Genomic DNA, 16,043 nt, shown 5'->3' on the forward strand with positions numbered 1-16,043 from the left:
TATAACTATATGTTACTCACTACGTTAATTATACTTGCATAAAAACAGCGATCGCCCTCAGAAATTAGTATACATAAATTTGTAGTGATAATCAGTTGTATTTAACACCACATCTCTTATGCCAAATACAGTATTTTCCCCTTTACTCATACTCGTATTAGGACTTACTCTTACTCAAACTATCGGTTGTGCAAATAATCCAGATGATTCTGTCGTTGCCCAAACTTCGACGAAGCCAGAACCTCAAATTGTTGTACAGCCAGGGGAAATTAGGGCTTTACCAGGAAAGTTAGATAACATCCCTGTATTTAACAGTAATAGTCCAGAGTGGGTAAAGAGTGAAGGAATTTTGCTGTCTACTTTTCCCACAAATGGTAAAAAAACACCAACAGCACACCTCAATTTTCCTTTTCAGGGACGGTTTGATTTATTTGCCCACCATTACACCCACACACCTAAGGATTTACAAACGCTTTACCTGGGGGTAATTGTCAATAATCCTGGGAAAAAACCTGTGACAGTCGATGTCTTACAAGCAGCCAGTTATCTGATGCAGGATGCACCTTTTGTCACCTTACCCCCCTACATAGAAAACAACGATGGTAAAGCCTACTCAGGGCCAGGGGCTAGGGCTGTTGCTGATGTTTTGCGGGGTGTGAGACAGGCTGATTTTCCCGCTAAGTTGGTGATTCCCCCTGGACAAAGCCGGATGTTGCTGAATCATCCTATTCCTGTACGGAATTTGGCAAAGCCTGTCAATGGTCGCTCAAGTTTTTTGCGTTTGCGGAGTAGCGATAAAATTTACACAGCAAGCTTGGCGATGTTTGCTAAAAAAAATACTGATGGTTCTGACCGTGCGCCTACTATGGCTGAATGGCAAGCTTTACTCAATAATGGTAACTTTGCTGGGCCACGGGATAAAACGCCTACTCCACCCAATGCTACCAGTGGGGCGTTGATTTATGGTCGTGTGGCTGGCGTTTCTCAAGGTTCCCAATGGCAAGCCATTCTCACTGATAATCCCCAGGCAACAACTCTCACCATACCCCAAGTCGGCAAAGGCATTTCTTACCCTATAGTAACTCTGCGTGGTGGTCGATTGGGTACAGGACAAAGCCAAACAGCTAAGATGCTGGTGCGCTATCCTGATACGGCATATGAAGCGCATGGTAATTACGGTGTGGAATATAACCTCAACTTGCCCTTGAAGAATAACACTAACCAAACGCAAAAGGTGACTATTACTTTAGAAACACCCTTAAAGGAAGATAAGTTATCTCAAGGTGGTGTACGCTTTCGTAAACCTTCCTTAGACTTTCCCTTTTTCCGAGGTACAGTCAGGCTACGTTACTTTGATGACCAGGGAAAACAAAAGACGCGTTACGTACATTTATGGCATAGAACCGGACAGGTTTTAGAACCATTAGTACAACTTGTTATGCCACCATCAAGTAGACGCAATGTGCAGGTAGATGTAATTTATCCACCAGATTCCACACCACCCCAGATTTTGACTGTAAGAACTTCGTCAATTAATAATTAGCCGCTTTATCTAAATAAAATATGACAAGCGTAGGCCTAGCCTACGCCCAAACTTACTTACCGCCGTAGAAAAAGGCAATATCTTTTTCTTTCAGGGGTGCAAAGCCTGCTTCTATCAGTAATTGATCAAGTTCTGCTTGAGGAATATGTTTTGCGCCAATACGGATGATGCGCGATCGCATAGTATTAGATACACCACTACGCTGTCTATTTGCTTCCAAGGCCATGACTTTGTGATATAGTTCTAGCTTCACAGGGGGAATAGGTGTACCATCAAAATCGATACCTTTAGCGATCGCTTCATCAATAGCATCAGCACCTTTCGTATCAGAATTGGCTACGTTAGTTTCAGCAGTCATGATAATTTATTCTAATTTTATAGGTATATTTTACCAGTCAAGTCGCTTCGCTCCAATTCAAAATTCGTCTTGAAAAGTTTCCTACGGCGGGAAACCCGCCTACAGAACTTTCCGCAAAATTCAAAATTCAAAATTCAAAATGAAGACAGGACGAGAGTTTGGGGCTGTATATCTATCGCATTCTTTTTTCAAATTGCTATTATTTTTCGCGTTCTTTAAGTAATAAGTAATGACCATTTACTCATTACTCATTTAATCGGGTTCACCGATGATGACACCAACACGGTATGAATAAAAAATAGGTAAATCAATTACCAATACGCCAAATTCTCATAGTGTTATCTTCACTACCACTAACTAGGTTTGCCCCATCAGGAGTAAAGGCGACGGTTGTCACAGTATTTTCATGTCCTTCTAGGGTGCGAATTTCCTCACCAGTTTCCAAATTCCACAACTTGATAGTCTGGTCGCGGCTGGCACTAGCAAGAGTGTTACCATCTGGACTAAAGGCAATTGATGTAATTGTTTCTGTACTACCTTTTAATGTACGGACTCTGGTACCTGCGCCTACCTTCCAAATTTTAATGGTGCGATCGCGGCTGGCACTGGCAAGAGTGTTACCATCGGGACTAAAGGCGATTGATGTCACTGTTTCGCCATTTCCCGCCAGTGTGTGAGTTAAATTTCCCGTTTCTAAGTTCCAAATTTTCACAGTTTTATCAAAACTGCCACTAGCAATATTCACACCATCGGGACTAATAGCAACGGAACGCACCCAAAATGTATGTCCGGTAAGAGTATTTATCAATCTTCCTGTATTTAAATTCCAGACTTTAACGGTGTTATCATCACTACCACTAACTAAGGTTTTGCCATTGGGACTGATGGCGAGGGTATGAACTGCATCGCTATGTCCTGTTATGGTGCGAATTACTTGCCCAGTTTTCAGATTCCAGATTTTGATAGTGTTATCGTCACTACCACTAACTAAAGTTTTCCCATCTGGGCTAAAAACTACAGCATTCACTTTTCGGGAGTGTCCGTTCAAGGTAGAAATATCTTCACCTGTAGCTAACTGCCAAATTTTAATGGAGCGATCGCTACCACAGCTAGCTATGATTTGACCATTAGGACTAATAGCGAGGGAAACAAACGCGTTTTCGTCACTGGGAAGAGTGTTAGCCAGAGAAATAGTTCTCAAAGTTGTTTTGTGGGGCTGTGCTAAAACCACTTCACCAGCCTTATTCTGAGTTAATCTGGCGGATAAACTGCTGTAAATCCGTAGATATTGGCTAAACCAAGATTCGCTAAAACCAAATAGCAAAACTAAAGCACTAAGCAAGACTACACTTCTTAGTAGGGAATATTTCTTGGGTGACTTAGATAAATATGTCGTCTGAGGTACAGGGATTTTTCCAGAAGTCTGGCCGGCGGCTGGTAAAGCGAGGGGCTGTTTGGGAGTGATATCTTTAATAACTTCATCAGCCGATGTGTAGCGGTGCTTGAGGTCTTTTTGCAGCAGCTTGTCCAGCACAAAATCTAATTCAGGCGTTAAGGGACTGCGTAAATATTGCCGCCAATTGGACACCCAGCTATAACCGTGTTCCATCCACAATTGGAATGGCGAAACACTAGTTATGAGGTGAAAGCAGGTAGCCCCCAAGGCAAACAAATCACTAGCAGCATAAGCCTTACCATCCCGAATTTGTTCTAGTGGTGAGTAACCATGTGAGCCAATGGATGTGCCAAAATTCTGTACTTTGGCGGTTAATTGTTTAGATGAACCAAAGTCAATGAGATTTAATCGCCCATCGGTGCGACACCGGATAATATTTTCCGGTTTGATATCTCGATGAATCACACCGCGATCGTGAATAAACTTAAGAACAGGCAGTAAATCTAGTAAAATTGCTTGAATTTCCCCTGGTCGATAATTCTTACGCTGCTGCAACTCCTTGAGGAGATTTTGCCCATTAATAAACTGCTGCACCAAATACAGACAGTTGTCTTGCTCAAAATAAGCCATCAAGGTGGGAATTTGGGGGTGTTCGCCGAGTTCTTGTAAGCGCTTGGCTTCCTCAGCAAATAACTCCACAGCTTTTTTTTGTGACCAAGTACCTTGAAACTTTGGTGCTAGTTGCTTAATAACACAAGGTTCATTTAATTTATCTTTATCTTCTGATAGATAAGTTCTGCCAAATCCCCCCTCATCAGAAAGTACTCGCACAACACGAAAACGATTCCTCAAAAGCGGTACTAAGGTAGTACCACAACTTTGACACGACTTTTTTCCATCAGCATTTAATGGATTTAGGCAATCTGGATTTAAGCAGCAGATCATGTTCTGACAGGCGCGGCTGCATGAAAATGTATAGGAACTTTGTCCCGAAATTCCCTTGGTGAAGAGTAGCTCTCACATACGTTTGGTAGACGACGCTGGCTGAGGAATTTGGGGCGCTTTTATATCGTAAATCCTGGTAAATGCTGAACAGTCTTGCTCATTACAGCAAAACTTGGAGAGCTTGATAATTTATTATTCTCCAGATTATAGAATATTCCGAATTGAATTGGGGATTGGGAAGAGGCAGGGGAGCAGGGAGCAGGGAGCAGGGGGAAAAGATATACTAACCCATGACTTGAAAATTTAAAAGCCATCTGTTAAATCAGCAGGTGTCATGTGGGAATGAACTACTTGACCGTCTTTAAACCATACAATGCGTTTGGTTTGCCGAGCAACTTCTGGTTCGTGCGTGACCATAACTACTGTAATTCCACCGCTATTTAATTCGGTAAAAATATCCAACACCTCTTGGGTAGTGCGGGAATCAAGTGCGCCTGTTGGTTCATCTGCTAAGAGGACGACGGGACGATTGACAATGGCACGGGCGATCGCTACTCTTTGTTGTTGTCCACCAGATAATTGAGTAGGTTTGTTGTTGAGGCGTTTTTCTAAGCCTACACGAATCAAAGCTTCTGTGGCGCGATCGCGTCTTTCATTGGGGGTAACATCAGCATAAACCATCGGTAGCATAACGTTTTCTAAAGCCGATAGTTGGGGTAACAAATGGAATTGTTGAAACACAAACCCCAATTTTCTGTTGCGGATATGCGCCAAATCTTTATCATTCATTTGCGCCACATCCAGACCATCTAAATAATAATGTCCTTCTGTAGGACGATCCAAACAGCCAATAATATTCATCGCTGTGGATTTACCAGAACCCGAAGGCCCCATAATGGAACAATACTCACCCTCATTAATTACCAAATTCACATCATTGAGGGCTTTAACTTCAGTTTCCCCAATACCATAAACTTTAAAAATATTTTCTAGGCGAATAATTGCTGACTGTGGTGCAGGATGAGGAACGAGGGAATCGGTAAGAGAAATTGTGTTTGACATGGGTAAATGGGTAATTGGTAATTGGTAAATTAACTCTTGCTGTTGGGAATAGGTAGTGATATGTGTAAGACTTTTATGTTAGCAATAATACTTTTTAAATAACTCCACAAATTTCTGCCCAATCCCCAATCCCCAATCCCTAACCCCCAATCCCCAATCCCCAGCGTAACGTGTTTTCAGTTACAGTTATGCCGGATGCAATTAAGCCACAATGTTGATTAATCAATAGAAGTGCAGCCCTACCTATAAACGATGCTGCTGTCACATGAAACCTCGAATTATTGTTTGTGGCTTAGGACGAACTGGATATAAAATCTTCCGTTTGCTGAGACAGCAAGGTGCGTTTGTAGTAGGTATTCATCACAAACCCATCCCTGGCGAAGCTGGGGGAGATGTAATTATTGGCAATTTACAAACGGCTGCTACCTTAGCAGCCGCAGGGATTCATCAAGCACAAACTTTGGTGATTGCTAGCTCGGATGATGCTGTAAATTTGTCGATTATGATGCAGGCAAGGGTGCTAAATCCGCATATTCGGATTATTAACCGCTTTTACAATATTAATTTAGGCGATCGCCTAGATCAAACTCTGCCAGAACACCTGAGTATGAGTGTGATTGGATTAGCCGCACCATTATTTACTTTTGCTGCTTTAGGAAATCAAGCAATTGGGCAGATCAAGTTATATGAGCAGACTTGGCCTGTCCAAGAAGAGTATATTGATGAAAATCATCCTTGGCTTGGTCGTAAGTTAAGTGACCTGTGGGAGTGTCCGACACGGATGCCGATTTATTACTTACCTGTGGAAGGGGAGATGAGTTTGGTATCGGCGGTACTGTCTGGACAACACTTAAGAATAGGCGATCGCTTAATCGTGGGTATCCAGCCCCGTATCCGTTCTAACAGACGATCCTTAATCAAAAAATGCCTGAAAGTTCTCACTAGTTTACGGCAATTTCAGCAACATGGACAATCGATAATTGTGGGGGCGATCGTTTTACTGGCGATCGTTATAATTGCTACCCTCACCTATATGTCTACTGAATTGAGCTTATCTATGGTTGATGCGCTCTATTTTTCTGTAGGTATGATTACTGGTGCAGGTGGCAATGACAAGGTAGCGGAAAATGCTCCCAACAGTATCAAATTATTCACTGTGGTTATGATGCTGGTTGGCGCTGTGGTAATTGGTATTTGGTATGCCATGATCACAGATTTTATTCTGGGTACACGCTTCAAGCAGTTTTGGGATGCAGCCCGGATTCCCCTGCGTCATCACTATATTGTCTGTGGTTTAAGCGGTGTTGGTAGTAAAATTGTTCAGCAACTTCATACCAGTGGTTATGAAGTGGTAGTGATTGAAACTGACTCCAACAATAAATACGTCAATTCTGTACGTGGGTTAGGTATTCCCGTAATTCAAGGCGATGCCAGTTTCCGTACCACCCTCAAAACCAGCAATATAGATTCTGCGGCCGCCGTGCTAGCTGTAACCAATAATGATGCTACTAACCTAGAGATCGCCCTAAAAGCTAAAGGTTTAGCCCCTAAGATTCCCGTAATTGTCCACTATGCCGACCCTGATTTTGCAGGTATAGCGCAACAAGTATTTGACTTTGAAGCGGTATTAAGTTCAGCAGAATTGGCAGCACCAGCCTTTGCGGCGGCGGCTTTGGGCGGACGTATTTTGGGTAACGGCATCACCGCAGATAAACTTTGGGTAGCATTTGCCACTTTAATTACGCCGTCACATCCTTTTTGTGGTCATGTGGTCAAAGATATAGCCATGTCGGCTGACTTTGTGCCTTTATATGTAGAAGCTAATGGTCAAAGGGTTCACGGCTGGAACTTATTAGCAACATACCTGAGGGAAGGCGATGTTTTATATTTAACAATGCCAGCAAATCAGCTATATAAATTGTGGCGTGACGAACGGGCGTGTAATGCCTAGTTTGAGGGATTGGGGAACAATACGCTTCGGATAAGCAGGGGAGGAAAGGAGTTTATTTTCATAATTTTTCTCTTCCTCTGCTTCTCTTCTCCCCTGACTTCCCCTGCCTGCCTTAACCAAGAAATCCCTTAACCGAAACGTATTGGATTAGAGAAGGTGGGACACTTTTCATTCTTCCAGCACTCAGTCCCTAATCCCCAGTCCCTAATCCCTAAACTTATCGCACTTCCACAACTGCAATCACTTTTTCATCGCGGTTGAGTTGGAGGATGGTTTCACCTTTACCATCTCTGGGCAATATCGGTACTGTGTCTGTGGATATCCGCACTACTCGCTCTCTATTGGTAAGTAATGCCACTTCACTAGAGGTATTTGCCCCTACCATAGCCGCGAGATTATCGGTTTTATTGACAAATTTCATGGATTGTGTACCTAAGTCACCTCGATTTGCTGACTTGATCTGATTGACTGGTAAGCGTTTCGCGTATCCTTCCTCAGTGACTAACAATAAATACTCTGCTTGTGCTGCATTCACGCAACCAACCATACACTGATTTCTCAGCAACCGGAATGCTTGTAAACCCATCGCCGTCCTACCCATAATTGGTAGTTGTTCATCATTGGCAGAGAATCTCAACAATCGTCCCCCAGAACTAGCCAAAATTAGGTGCTGTCCTGCTTTACTGAACTGAGTTAAGAGTAATTCATCATCATCTTTGAGTTTTAAAATCGTTACACCACGACGAGTCAAGTTAGTTAATTCTTCCAACGATAGGCGTTTAATTCTTCCCTGCTTAGTTAAGAGAATTAATTGTTGCGCCGCCAAATTTTCTGGTAGTAAAAGGCGGCTGACTACGGGTTCTTGATTACCTTGGGCTGTGGTAGTTAGCATGGTAATCAATGGTGTTCCCCTTGGTGAACGTCCAGTAGTTAGGGGAATGTCTCCCACTTTCACTGGGTAGAGTTTACCGCCGTTGGTGAGTACTAATAATTCTTTGTGGGTGTCGGTGATGTTGGTTTGGATAATGAAGTCATGTTCTAGCAGACCATTTTCCACCTTAGATTTTTTCCCTGGCTGAATCCGGCGTAGGTATCCGCGATGGGTAATCTCTAAAATCGCTTCTTCCGCAGGTTCTAAAGGTGAAAGATTTTCTGTATCTTCATCTGTTTTGGCAGAACTATTGTGTTTATCAGCCTTTTTATTTTTGGGTAGTTCCTCCAAACTTTTAGCGCCTAACTTTGTGCGTCGAGGATCGCCGTATTTTCGTTTGAGCGATCGCAAATCTTTTTTCAGCGCCTTGAGTAATTCTTTGCGATCGCTTAATAACCGATCCAACAAAGTGATCTGTTCGCTCAGTTCCCCAAACTCACGCTGTAAGTTCTGTTGTTCTAAACTGGTAAGGCGACGCAATGGCATGGACAAAATTGCATCTGCTTGGTCTTCACTCAAATCTAGTTGGCTACACAGGGTAACTTTCGCCGTACTTCCATCGGGTGCTTGTCGCAAAATTTCGATGACCTCATCTAAGTTAGATAAGGCTTTGAGTAAACCTTCGACGGTGTTTAATCTGCTGGCTGCTTTACCCAACTCATAACTGTAGCGACGATTGAGGGTGTGTTCTCGAAAATTCAAAAACTCTTGTAACAATTGCCGCAAACTTAACTGGCGGGGTTGTCCCTCAACAATAGCCAAAAGAATTGCCCCAAAGTTAGTTTGCAAAGCTGTTTGATGATACAAATGCTGGAGAACTTCTTGGGGATTGGTATCCCGTTTGAGTTCAATCACAACCCGCATCCCTTCGCGATCGCTTTCATCCCGCAGATCAGAAATTCCTTGCAGGCGGCCTTGATTGACTAATTCCGCGACTTTCTCAATCCAGCCAGCCTTATTCACCTGATAAGGCAATTCCGTGACGATAATTGCCATCCGGCGTTTACTTCCCCTACCGCCAGGAATTTCCTCAACGGTAGCCACACCCCGCAGGACAATACCACCTTTACCCGTGATATAAGCTTCCCGAATCCCAGTCTCACCAACTATTTCCCCACCAGTGGGAAAGTCTGGCCCCGGTATCAACTCTAATAATTTTTCATCAGCTAAATCTGGTTGGTCAATGAGGGCAATCAAACCATCAACTATTTCCCCTAAATTATGCGGGGGAATATTTGTCGCCATCCCCACCGCAATTCCTGAACAACCATTCAGCAATAAAAACGGCAACTGAGCAGGTAATACTGTCGGCTCTTGTTGGGAGTTATCAAAGTTACCCACAAATTCCACAGTTTCTTCACCAATTTCTGTCAGCATTCCCTCATGACTAATGGGAGCTAGACGCGTTTCTGTGTAACGCATCGCCGCCGGTGGGTCATTATCGACGCTGCCAAAATTACCATGTCCACCAAGTAAAGGGTAACGGCTGGAAAAATCCTGCACCAGCCTCACCAAAGCATCATAAACAGCTTGATCGCCATGAGGGTGGTATTTACCCAGCACATCCCCCACCACACGGGCGCATTTCCGGTATGGTCTATCGGGGGTTAAACCAAGTTCGTGCATGGCATATAAAATCCGCCGATGAACTGGCTTTAAGCCATCACGAACATCTGGTAATGCTCGGCCAACAATCACACTCATGGCATATTCGAGATAAGACCGTTGCATCTCTGTGTGCAGGGCTGTTGTGATTACCTGTCCCGTGGAGAGAAGGTTTAACTGTTTTGCCATGAGTTTTTTCCCTGAGATTGAATTACATAAAAGTCGCTTGCACTAAACACGGCAGCAAACACAGCATAACGGATGAAATGGGATTCATAACACAATATTGATGATCACCGGATAAAAAGCCGTAGTATTATCCTTGATGACAGCAAAGCATATTGATACTAAAAATAAGCTAGACAACTGTGTTTATTCAGATTGTCATCCCATTACCTCTATAAATAAAATTCTCATGAAAACTGTTTTGATTGTCGAAGACGATCTAATTAATGCTCGTGTATTTTCCAAAATTTTGACCAAGCGCGGTGGCTTAGGCGTGAAACATACTGAAAATGTAGATGAGGTGATGAAAATTGCTCAGTTAGGAGAGGCAGACCTAATTCTAATGGATGTTTCTCTATCTAGGAGTGTTTATCAAGGCAAATCTGTGGATGGGATCAAGATTACACAAATGTTAAAGTCTGACCCCCAAACAGCAAACTTACCAGTAATTCTCGTCACAGCACACGCTATGGAAGGCGATCGCGAGAACTTTCTCCGGCTGAGTGGTGCTGATGGCTACATCTCTAAGCCCGTTGTAGACCACCAGCAATTCGTTGACCAAATCATAGCTCTTCTCCCCAGTGACAACCACTGAACGCTTTATAAATTTTTTCAGGAACCATCACTCAAAAAAAAGATTGGGTGATGGTTCCCAATTTTATAGTATAAACGTACTATAAACATGGATAATAAGCAAGTGGTTAGGGGTGTAAGGGTGTAGGGGTGTAGGGGTTTAGGGGTTGAAGAGAAATCAATCTCTTCTGCCTGGCTTTATGTCTCCGGGTACTGGTCTCTGCCTTTCTTGACAACTATTGGCAGAACTCAGTATATTCAGCGAGTGAATCAAGTTAATAGTTAACGTGAGTTCGACAAGTCTTTTTCGACCTCTCCCCCAGCCCCTCTCCGACGCGGAGAGGGGAGTAAAGAGCTAAAATGTCAACAAAAAATAGGGTTTTAAAGCCTCTCTCCTTGCAGGGGAGAGGTTTGGAGAGGGGTTTTTGTATTCGTCGAACTCACGTTAAGTTATTGGTCTCACCAATTTCCTACACCCCTACACTCCCATACCCCTACACTCCCATACCCGTACACCCTCATACCCCTACACCCCTAATTTCACTGTCTAGGAGTAGGTGCGCTTTCTCGCTGTCCTAAAGCTGCTTGGATGCGCGGTAATTCCAAGAATTGTTTTGTATCAGACAATAAGCGATCGCCCCACAAATTTTCTTTGAGAAAATCTATGCTGGCATAGCGCGGATCAATCCGGAGTGCGGCTTCTCCTAAAGATATACCCTGTTGGCGATCGCCTTTGGTATACAGAGCCACTGCTAGAGCTAGCAATGGTTCTGCGGCTTGTTTATCAATGGCAACAGCAGATTGCCATCGCTTAATGGCTTCGTCCACGTTACCTTGTTCGTAGCTGATTAAGCCAATATTGTTAATTGCTGGCCAGAATTTTTTATCTTGGGCTACAGCTTTATTGTATTGAGCGATCGCATCTGGCAATCGTCCTATCATGTAATAGGCGTTTCCTAAATCAAACAATCCATCTGCTTCGTTGGGTTTCAATGCCAAACCAGCTTGGTAATGTTCAATAGCTACTTGATATTTTTTTTGTTGAAAATTAGCCGAGCCTAAAGCAAACAAGACATCAGCATTCTTGGGATTGATTGTTTTTGATCTATTGAGAGATGCGATCGCTCCATCAAAATTTTTAGTTTGCAACTGCAAACCACCCAAGAGAAACCACACTTTATCATTCCCAGGAGCTAACTGGCTGGCCAATTTTGCTCTTGCTAAAGCCAATTCATACTGCTGGAACTGCCCCAGTTGAGCCGCTTCTTGGGCTAAACTCAACCCTTGCTTTTCCAACTTTGCTGGATCTAGTTGCAATGTATGAGGTATCAACGCCTGTGCATGAGCTGCTTGGGGCATACTCCACAAACCACAGACAACCAGAAGAGAAATCAAACTAACGTGTTTAGGCACACTACCGCCCTCTTGAGCCATAAATCAAATAATCTTTCAGCTAGCTTAAACGATCTCCGCCTAAGGCGGCAGGTAAATGTTACAGTCGTTTGCGCGAACAAGGGGAATGTTGGGGATTGGGGATTGGGGATTGGGGATTGGGGATTGGGGATTGGGGATTGGGGATTGGGGACTGGGGATTGGGGGCTGAAATGTTATGGAAGTAAGGTGGGCATTGCTTACAGATAGTTACGTTTGTTCAATCATCAATCAAATCGCATTCTTATATCCGCTTTGAAACTATGTTAGGCATTAGATAATTATCAGTATTAAAACAACGCCAAGTGCTTACATAAAAGCTACACAATTTTACTCATCCGCCTCATAATTTAGGTCAATCTCATCACCCCAAATTACGGATAATTCATATTTATTAATAAATAATGGCAAAACTTCTCACCTGTTTAATTCCCGGTTTTTCAGGTAATTATCAACTTATGTAGTGCAGAAAAATGATTTATTTTAACTCTAGCAGTAGATAAAAAATCAACGATGGTTGTGACTATAGTCATAGATAAATGAGCAAATACTAATGACTTTTGTCACTTATGAAATCTAGTCTGCCTGGCTGATAATTGCTGATATAGGTTGGCAAATTCCCAACGCCTGAACCTAAACAAACAGCAACATCAGCACAAACAAGAAGAAAATATTATGTTGAAAAAAAATCGTGCCACTATATTTTTAGCTGCTGTCGTCATGTTTGCTCCTATGCTTTTGGCTACTCCTGCCAATGCTGGAAGCAGATATAACAATAGAGAAGTAAACCAAAGAAGAGCAGTTTACCAAAGACCAGTTTACCAGCGAGTAGTCAGACTCCGTAATGGCGCTTATAGGCTTCCTAATGGGCAAGTTATTCCTGGTAACAGACTAGTCAGACTGCGTAATCAAGGTTATTGGAGACTACCTAATGGTGATATCGTTCTTCCTAGTCAGGAAATTGTTCCTGTTAGAAGCATTGTCAGGCTAAGAGATGGTAGCGTTAGGTTACCTAATGGAGTCCTAGTAAGACTGTAGTCTTGAATTTTATTTAAAGTCTAGAAACCTACAGAACTAGTATTGATTTACTAGTTCTGTATTAAATTTTTTAACAACGGAGTGCAAATGACAACTGAGACAACACACCCCGTAGATTCATCAATATTGCTGCCACAGACCAAGAAAAAAGCTAAAATCAATTGGCTTTCTTGGCTGATTGTCTTAGGGATTGTGGGTGGTATCGGCTACGCAATTTATTACCAATTAACAGTAGTTCCTCGTCAGCAAGCTAGAAGCAGGGTACTTACACAGGCTGTAGAAAGGCAGACTCTACCAATTACAGTTTCCGCAAATGGAACCGTCAAACCTGAACGGTCAGTCAACCTCAGCCCGAAGAATTCTGGCATACTCAAACAATTGCTAGTCAAGGAAGGGGATGTTGTTAAACAAGGGCAAGTTTTAGCCTACATGGATGATTCCAACTTGCGAGGACAACTGATCTCTGCACAGGGGCAGTTAGCTCAAGCTGAGGCAAACTTGCAAAAGGTACAAGCGGGGAATCGTCCTCAGGATATCGGTCAATCTCAGGCTCAGTTAGATGAAGCCTTGGCAAACTTACGTAAGCTAGAGACAGGTAATCGACCACAGGATATTGCTCAAGCCCAAGCACGCTTAAAAAGCGCACAAGCCAGCTTAACTCAAGCAGAAGACGATTTACGCCGGAATCAGCAACTTTATAATGACGGGGCGATCGCTCTACAAGTCGTCAATCAAAAACGTACAGAACGCGATAGCGCTCAAGCCCAAGTCAATGAAGCCCAGCAAGCATTGGCCTTACAACAAGCCGGCTCACGCCAAGAAGACATCGAGCAAGCAAGGGCGACAGTCAGACAGAGACAGGAAGCCTTGGCGCTGCTAAAAGCGGGGAACCGCCGAGAAGATATTGATGCAGCCAGAGCGCAGGTAACATCTGCCCGTGGTTCCCTACAAAATACCCAAGCGCAAATCAATGACACCGTACTGCGTGCGCCATTTGATGGTATTGTGACCCAAAAATACGCTGATCCAGGCGCTTTTGTTACACCCACAACCTCAGGAAGTGCTGTTTCTTCCGCCACCTCTTCTTCAATTTTGGCGTTAGCCTCACGTAATGAAGTTGTAGCCAATTTATCTGAATCGAATATTGCCAAAATCCGGTTAGGTCAAAAAGTGACAATTACCGCAGATGCCTATCCAGGTAGAACCTTTGAAGGTAAAGTCAGTCAGATTGCTGCTCAAGCCACAGTAGAGCAGAATGTCACCAGTTTTCAGGTCAAAGTATCATTGAGCGATTCTCAAAGATTATTGCGATCGGGGATGAATGTGTCAGCAGAATTCCAAGCTGGTCAATTAGATAATGCTTTAGTAGTACCCACAGCCGCAGTTGTGCGCCGGGAAAATGCCACAGGTGTTTTTGTCTCAGGAGCCAATAACCGACCAGTTTTTACTCCGATTAAAACTGGAGCGACTGTTAATAGTTTTACTGAAGTCCAATCTGGCTTGAAAGGTAACGAAAGAGTCCTGCTCAGTTTCCCTCCAGGAATGCGACCCCAATCAACACCAAGAGGAGGAGTTTTTCCAGGGGTAGGCGGCGGTGGTGGTCGTTCTTCCGGTGGTCGTTCGCGTAACGCTGCACCTTAAGGTGAGAGAGAATTTGTACACAAAGTCCGTAAATTATACCTTCCCCAGTCCCCAATCCCCAATCCCCATTTATGTTTAAGGGTTTTTATAAAAAAAATAATACTCGTACCGTCCCATTTCTAGAAATATTATTAATGGCGGCTGAAACCCTGTGGAGTAATAAATTACGCACAGGGTTAACTATGTTGGGTGTAATCATTGGTATTGCTTCAGTCATTGCTATTACTTCCGTGGGTCAGGGGGTGCAGAAGAGTGTGGAGCAACAAATTCAAGCTTTGGGAACAGATGTTATACAAATTTTGGCGGGTGCGCCTAGAAGTGGCAATGTTCGACAGGGTTTAGGTTCTACTAGTACATTAACTTGGGAAGATGCAAAAGCGATCGCCCAACAAGCGCCCTCAGCTGAAATTGTTTCTGCTTACCTCCAGCGCAACGCCCAAGTTGTTTATGGCGGGGAGAACACTTCTACCACAATTTACGGCACAGATTTAAACTACCCAGAAGCGAGAAATACTCACCCCCAAGAAGGAAGATATTTTACTCAACAAGAATTAGATTCCTCCGCCCAAGTTGCAGTGATTGGGCCAACAGTCCAGAGAACATTGTTTGGCCAGGGTGGTACACCCATAGGTGAGAAAATCCGCATTCAAGGAGAGGCTTATGATGTGATTGGAATTACGGAACCAAAGGGTTCTCAAGGCCCGATGGATAGAGATGACCAGATATTTATTCCTCTGACAAGTATGTCAAAGCGGTTGGTGGGAAACAATGCCCTGACTGGCGTTTCGGTAAGTGGAATTTTAGTTAAATCTAGTAATCAGGAACAGTTAGAAGCGGCACAATTTCAAGTTACAAATATTTTACGTTTGCGCCATAATATCTATCCGCCACAAGCCGATGATTTCCGCCTGACAAATCAAGCCGACATTGTGAGTACCTTCACAAACGTAGTGGGTTTATTTACGATTATGGTAGTGGCGATCGCTGGTATCTCCCTAGTTGTTGGTGGTATAGGTATTGCCAATATTATGCTAGTCTCCGTTGTGGAACGAACACGGGAAATTGGCATTCGTAAAGCCGTAGGAGCCACAAATTCAGCCATTCTCAATCAGTTTTTAGCCGAGGCGATCGTCATTTCTATTGTTGGCGGCGGTATAGGTATAGGCGGGGGAATTTTAATTGCTTTTGCCTCCGCTACTATATTCAAATTTCCCTTTGTAATTTCTATGATTTCCATTATTGTTGGCTTTGGACTCTCACTCACCGTTGGCTTAATTGCCGGAGTAATTCCCGCTAGAAATGCCTCCAAGCTAGACCCCATTACCGCCTTACGCAGTGATTAAA

Annotated in this window: 11 protein-coding genes; 6 read left to right on the top strand and 5 right to left on the bottom strand. The window is 43.4% G+C overall.

All coding sequences use genetic code 11. The features are described from left to right. The first annotated feature begins 118 nt into the window (after positions 1-118). Positions 119-1,543, top strand: a complete 1,425-nt coding sequence (locus GSQ19_RS19980; RefSeq protein WP_011319601.1) for a DUF3370 domain-containing protein — start codon at positions 119-121, stop codon at positions 1,541-1,543. A gap of 52 nt (positions 1,544-1,595) precedes the next feature. Here the strand turns inward: GSQ19_RS19980 and GSQ19_RS19985 are convergent, their stop codons facing one another. The 3 genes from GSQ19_RS19985 to GSQ19_RS19995 form a co-directional block, all read right to left on the bottom strand. After that, positions 1,596-1,901: a small RNA NsiR4-regulated ssr1528 family protein gene (locus GSQ19_RS19985; protein WP_011319602.1), complete on the bottom strand. Its 306-nt coding sequence runs from the start codon at positions 1,899-1,901 to the stop codon at positions 1,596-1,598. Positions 1,902-2,208: 307 nt separating this feature from the next. After that, positions 2,209-4,242, bottom strand: coding sequence for a serine/threonine-protein kinase (locus tag GSQ19_RS19990; protein WP_011319603.1), 2,034 nt, complete (start codon positions 4,240-4,242; stop codon positions 2,209-2,211). A gap of 303 nt (positions 4,243-4,545) precedes the next feature. Beyond that, positions 4,546-5,304: an ABC transporter ATP-binding protein gene (locus GSQ19_RS19995; protein WP_011319604.1), complete on the bottom strand. Its 759-nt coding sequence runs from the start codon at positions 5,302-5,304 to the stop codon at positions 4,546-4,548. A gap of 265 nt (positions 5,305-5,569) precedes the next feature. Between GSQ19_RS19995 and GSQ19_RS20000 the strand changes: the two genes are divergently transcribed. Beyond that, positions 5,570-7,255, top strand: a complete 1,686-nt coding sequence (locus GSQ19_RS20000; protein ID WP_011319605.1) for an NAD-binding protein — start codon at positions 5,570-5,572, stop codon at positions 7,253-7,255. Positions 7,256-7,472: 217 nt separating this feature from the next. On the opposite strand, the gene gyrA is transcribed toward GSQ19_RS20000, so the two are convergent. Next, positions 7,473-9,980, bottom strand: a complete 2,508-nt coding sequence (gene gyrA / locus GSQ19_RS20005) for a DNA gyrase subunit A (RefSeq protein ID WP_011319606.1) — start codon at positions 9,978-9,980, stop codon at positions 7,473-7,475. Between the two features lie 226 nt (positions 9,981-10,206). Between gyrA and GSQ19_RS20010 the strand changes: the two genes are divergently transcribed. Continuing rightward, entirely contained in the window at positions 10,207-10,611 is a 405-nt protein-coding gene (locus tag GSQ19_RS20010; RefSeq protein WP_010994618.1) for a response regulator, read from the top strand. Between the two features lie 518 nt (positions 10,612-11,129). On the opposite strand, the gene GSQ19_RS20015 is transcribed toward GSQ19_RS20010, so the two are convergent. Then, positions 11,130-12,023, bottom strand: a complete 894-nt coding sequence (locus tag GSQ19_RS20015) for a tetratricopeptide repeat protein (RefSeq protein ID WP_011319607.1) — start codon at positions 12,021-12,023, stop codon at positions 11,130-11,132. Positions 12,024-12,695: 672 nt separating this feature from the next. Here GSQ19_RS20015 and GSQ19_RS20020 point away from each other — a divergent pair. From GSQ19_RS20020 to GSQ19_RS20030, 3 genes are all read left to right on the top strand, one after another. Next, complete coding sequence (locus GSQ19_RS20020) at positions 12,696-13,058, top strand: hypothetical protein (RefSeq protein ID WP_011319608.1); 363 nt, start codon at positions 12,696-12,698, stop codon at positions 13,056-13,058. An 87-nt stretch (positions 13,059-13,145) separates the two neighbouring features. Then, complete coding sequence (locus tag GSQ19_RS20025; protein WP_011319609.1) at positions 13,146-14,699, top strand: efflux RND transporter periplasmic adaptor subunit; 1,554 nt, start codon at positions 13,146-13,148, stop codon at positions 14,697-14,699. A gap of 71 nt (positions 14,700-14,770) precedes the next feature. Continuing rightward, the gene (locus GSQ19_RS20030) at positions 14,771-16,042 is read left to right on the top strand and encodes an ABC transporter permease (RefSeq protein ID WP_011319610.1); all 1,272 of its coding nucleotides are present in this window, start codon (positions 14,771-14,773) and stop codon (positions 16,040-16,042) included. The last annotated feature ends 1 nt before the right edge of the window (position 16,043 follow it).

The sequence above is a fragment of the Trichormus variabilis 0441 genome (genome assembly GCF_009856605.1).
GTDB lineage: Bacteria > Cyanobacteriota > Cyanobacteriia > Cyanobacteriales > Nostocaceae > Trichormus > Trichormus variabilis.

What these genes read in the sequence shown, in the direction of transcription:
- GSQ19_RS19980 (WP_011319601.1), top strand. Translation starts at nt 119, where the DNA reads ATGCCAAATACAGTATTTTCCCCTTTACTCATACTCGTATTAGGACTT.
- GSQ19_RS19985 (WP_011319602.1), bottom strand. Translation starts at nt 1,901, where the DNA reads ATGACTGCTGAAACTAACGTAGCCAATTCTGATACGAAAGGTGCTGAT.
- GSQ19_RS19990 (WP_011319603.1), bottom strand. Translation starts at nt 4,242, where the DNA reads ATGATCTGCTGCTTAAATCCAGATTGCCTAAATCCATTAAATGCTGAT.
- GSQ19_RS19995 (WP_011319604.1), bottom strand. Translation starts at nt 5,304, where the DNA reads ATGTCAAACACAATTTCTCTTACCGATTCCCTCGTTCCTCATCCTGCA.
- GSQ19_RS20000 (WP_011319605.1), top strand. Translation starts at nt 5,570, where the DNA reads ATGAAACCTCGAATTATTGTTTGTGGCTTAGGACGAACTGGATATAAA.
- gyrA (WP_011319606.1), bottom strand. Translation starts at nt 9,980, where the DNA reads ATGGCAAAACAGTTAAACCTTCTCTCCACGGGACAGGTAATCACAACA.
- GSQ19_RS20010 (WP_010994618.1), top strand. Translation starts at nt 10,207, where the DNA reads ATGAAAACTGTTTTGATTGTCGAAGACGATCTAATTAATGCTCGTGTA.
- GSQ19_RS20015 (WP_011319607.1), bottom strand. Translation starts at nt 12,023, where the DNA reads ATGGCTCAAGAGGGCGGTAGTGTGCCTAAACACGTTAGTTTGATTTCT.
- GSQ19_RS20020 (WP_011319608.1), top strand. Translation starts at nt 12,696, where the DNA reads ATGTTGAAAAAAAATCGTGCCACTATATTTTTAGCTGCTGTCGTCATG.
- GSQ19_RS20025 (WP_011319609.1), top strand. Translation starts at nt 13,146, where the DNA reads ATGACAACTGAGACAACACACCCCGTAGATTCATCAATATTGCTGCCA.
- GSQ19_RS20030 (WP_011319610.1), top strand. Translation starts at nt 14,771, where the DNA reads ATGTTTAAGGGTTTTTATAAAAAAAATAATACTCGTACCGTCCCATTT.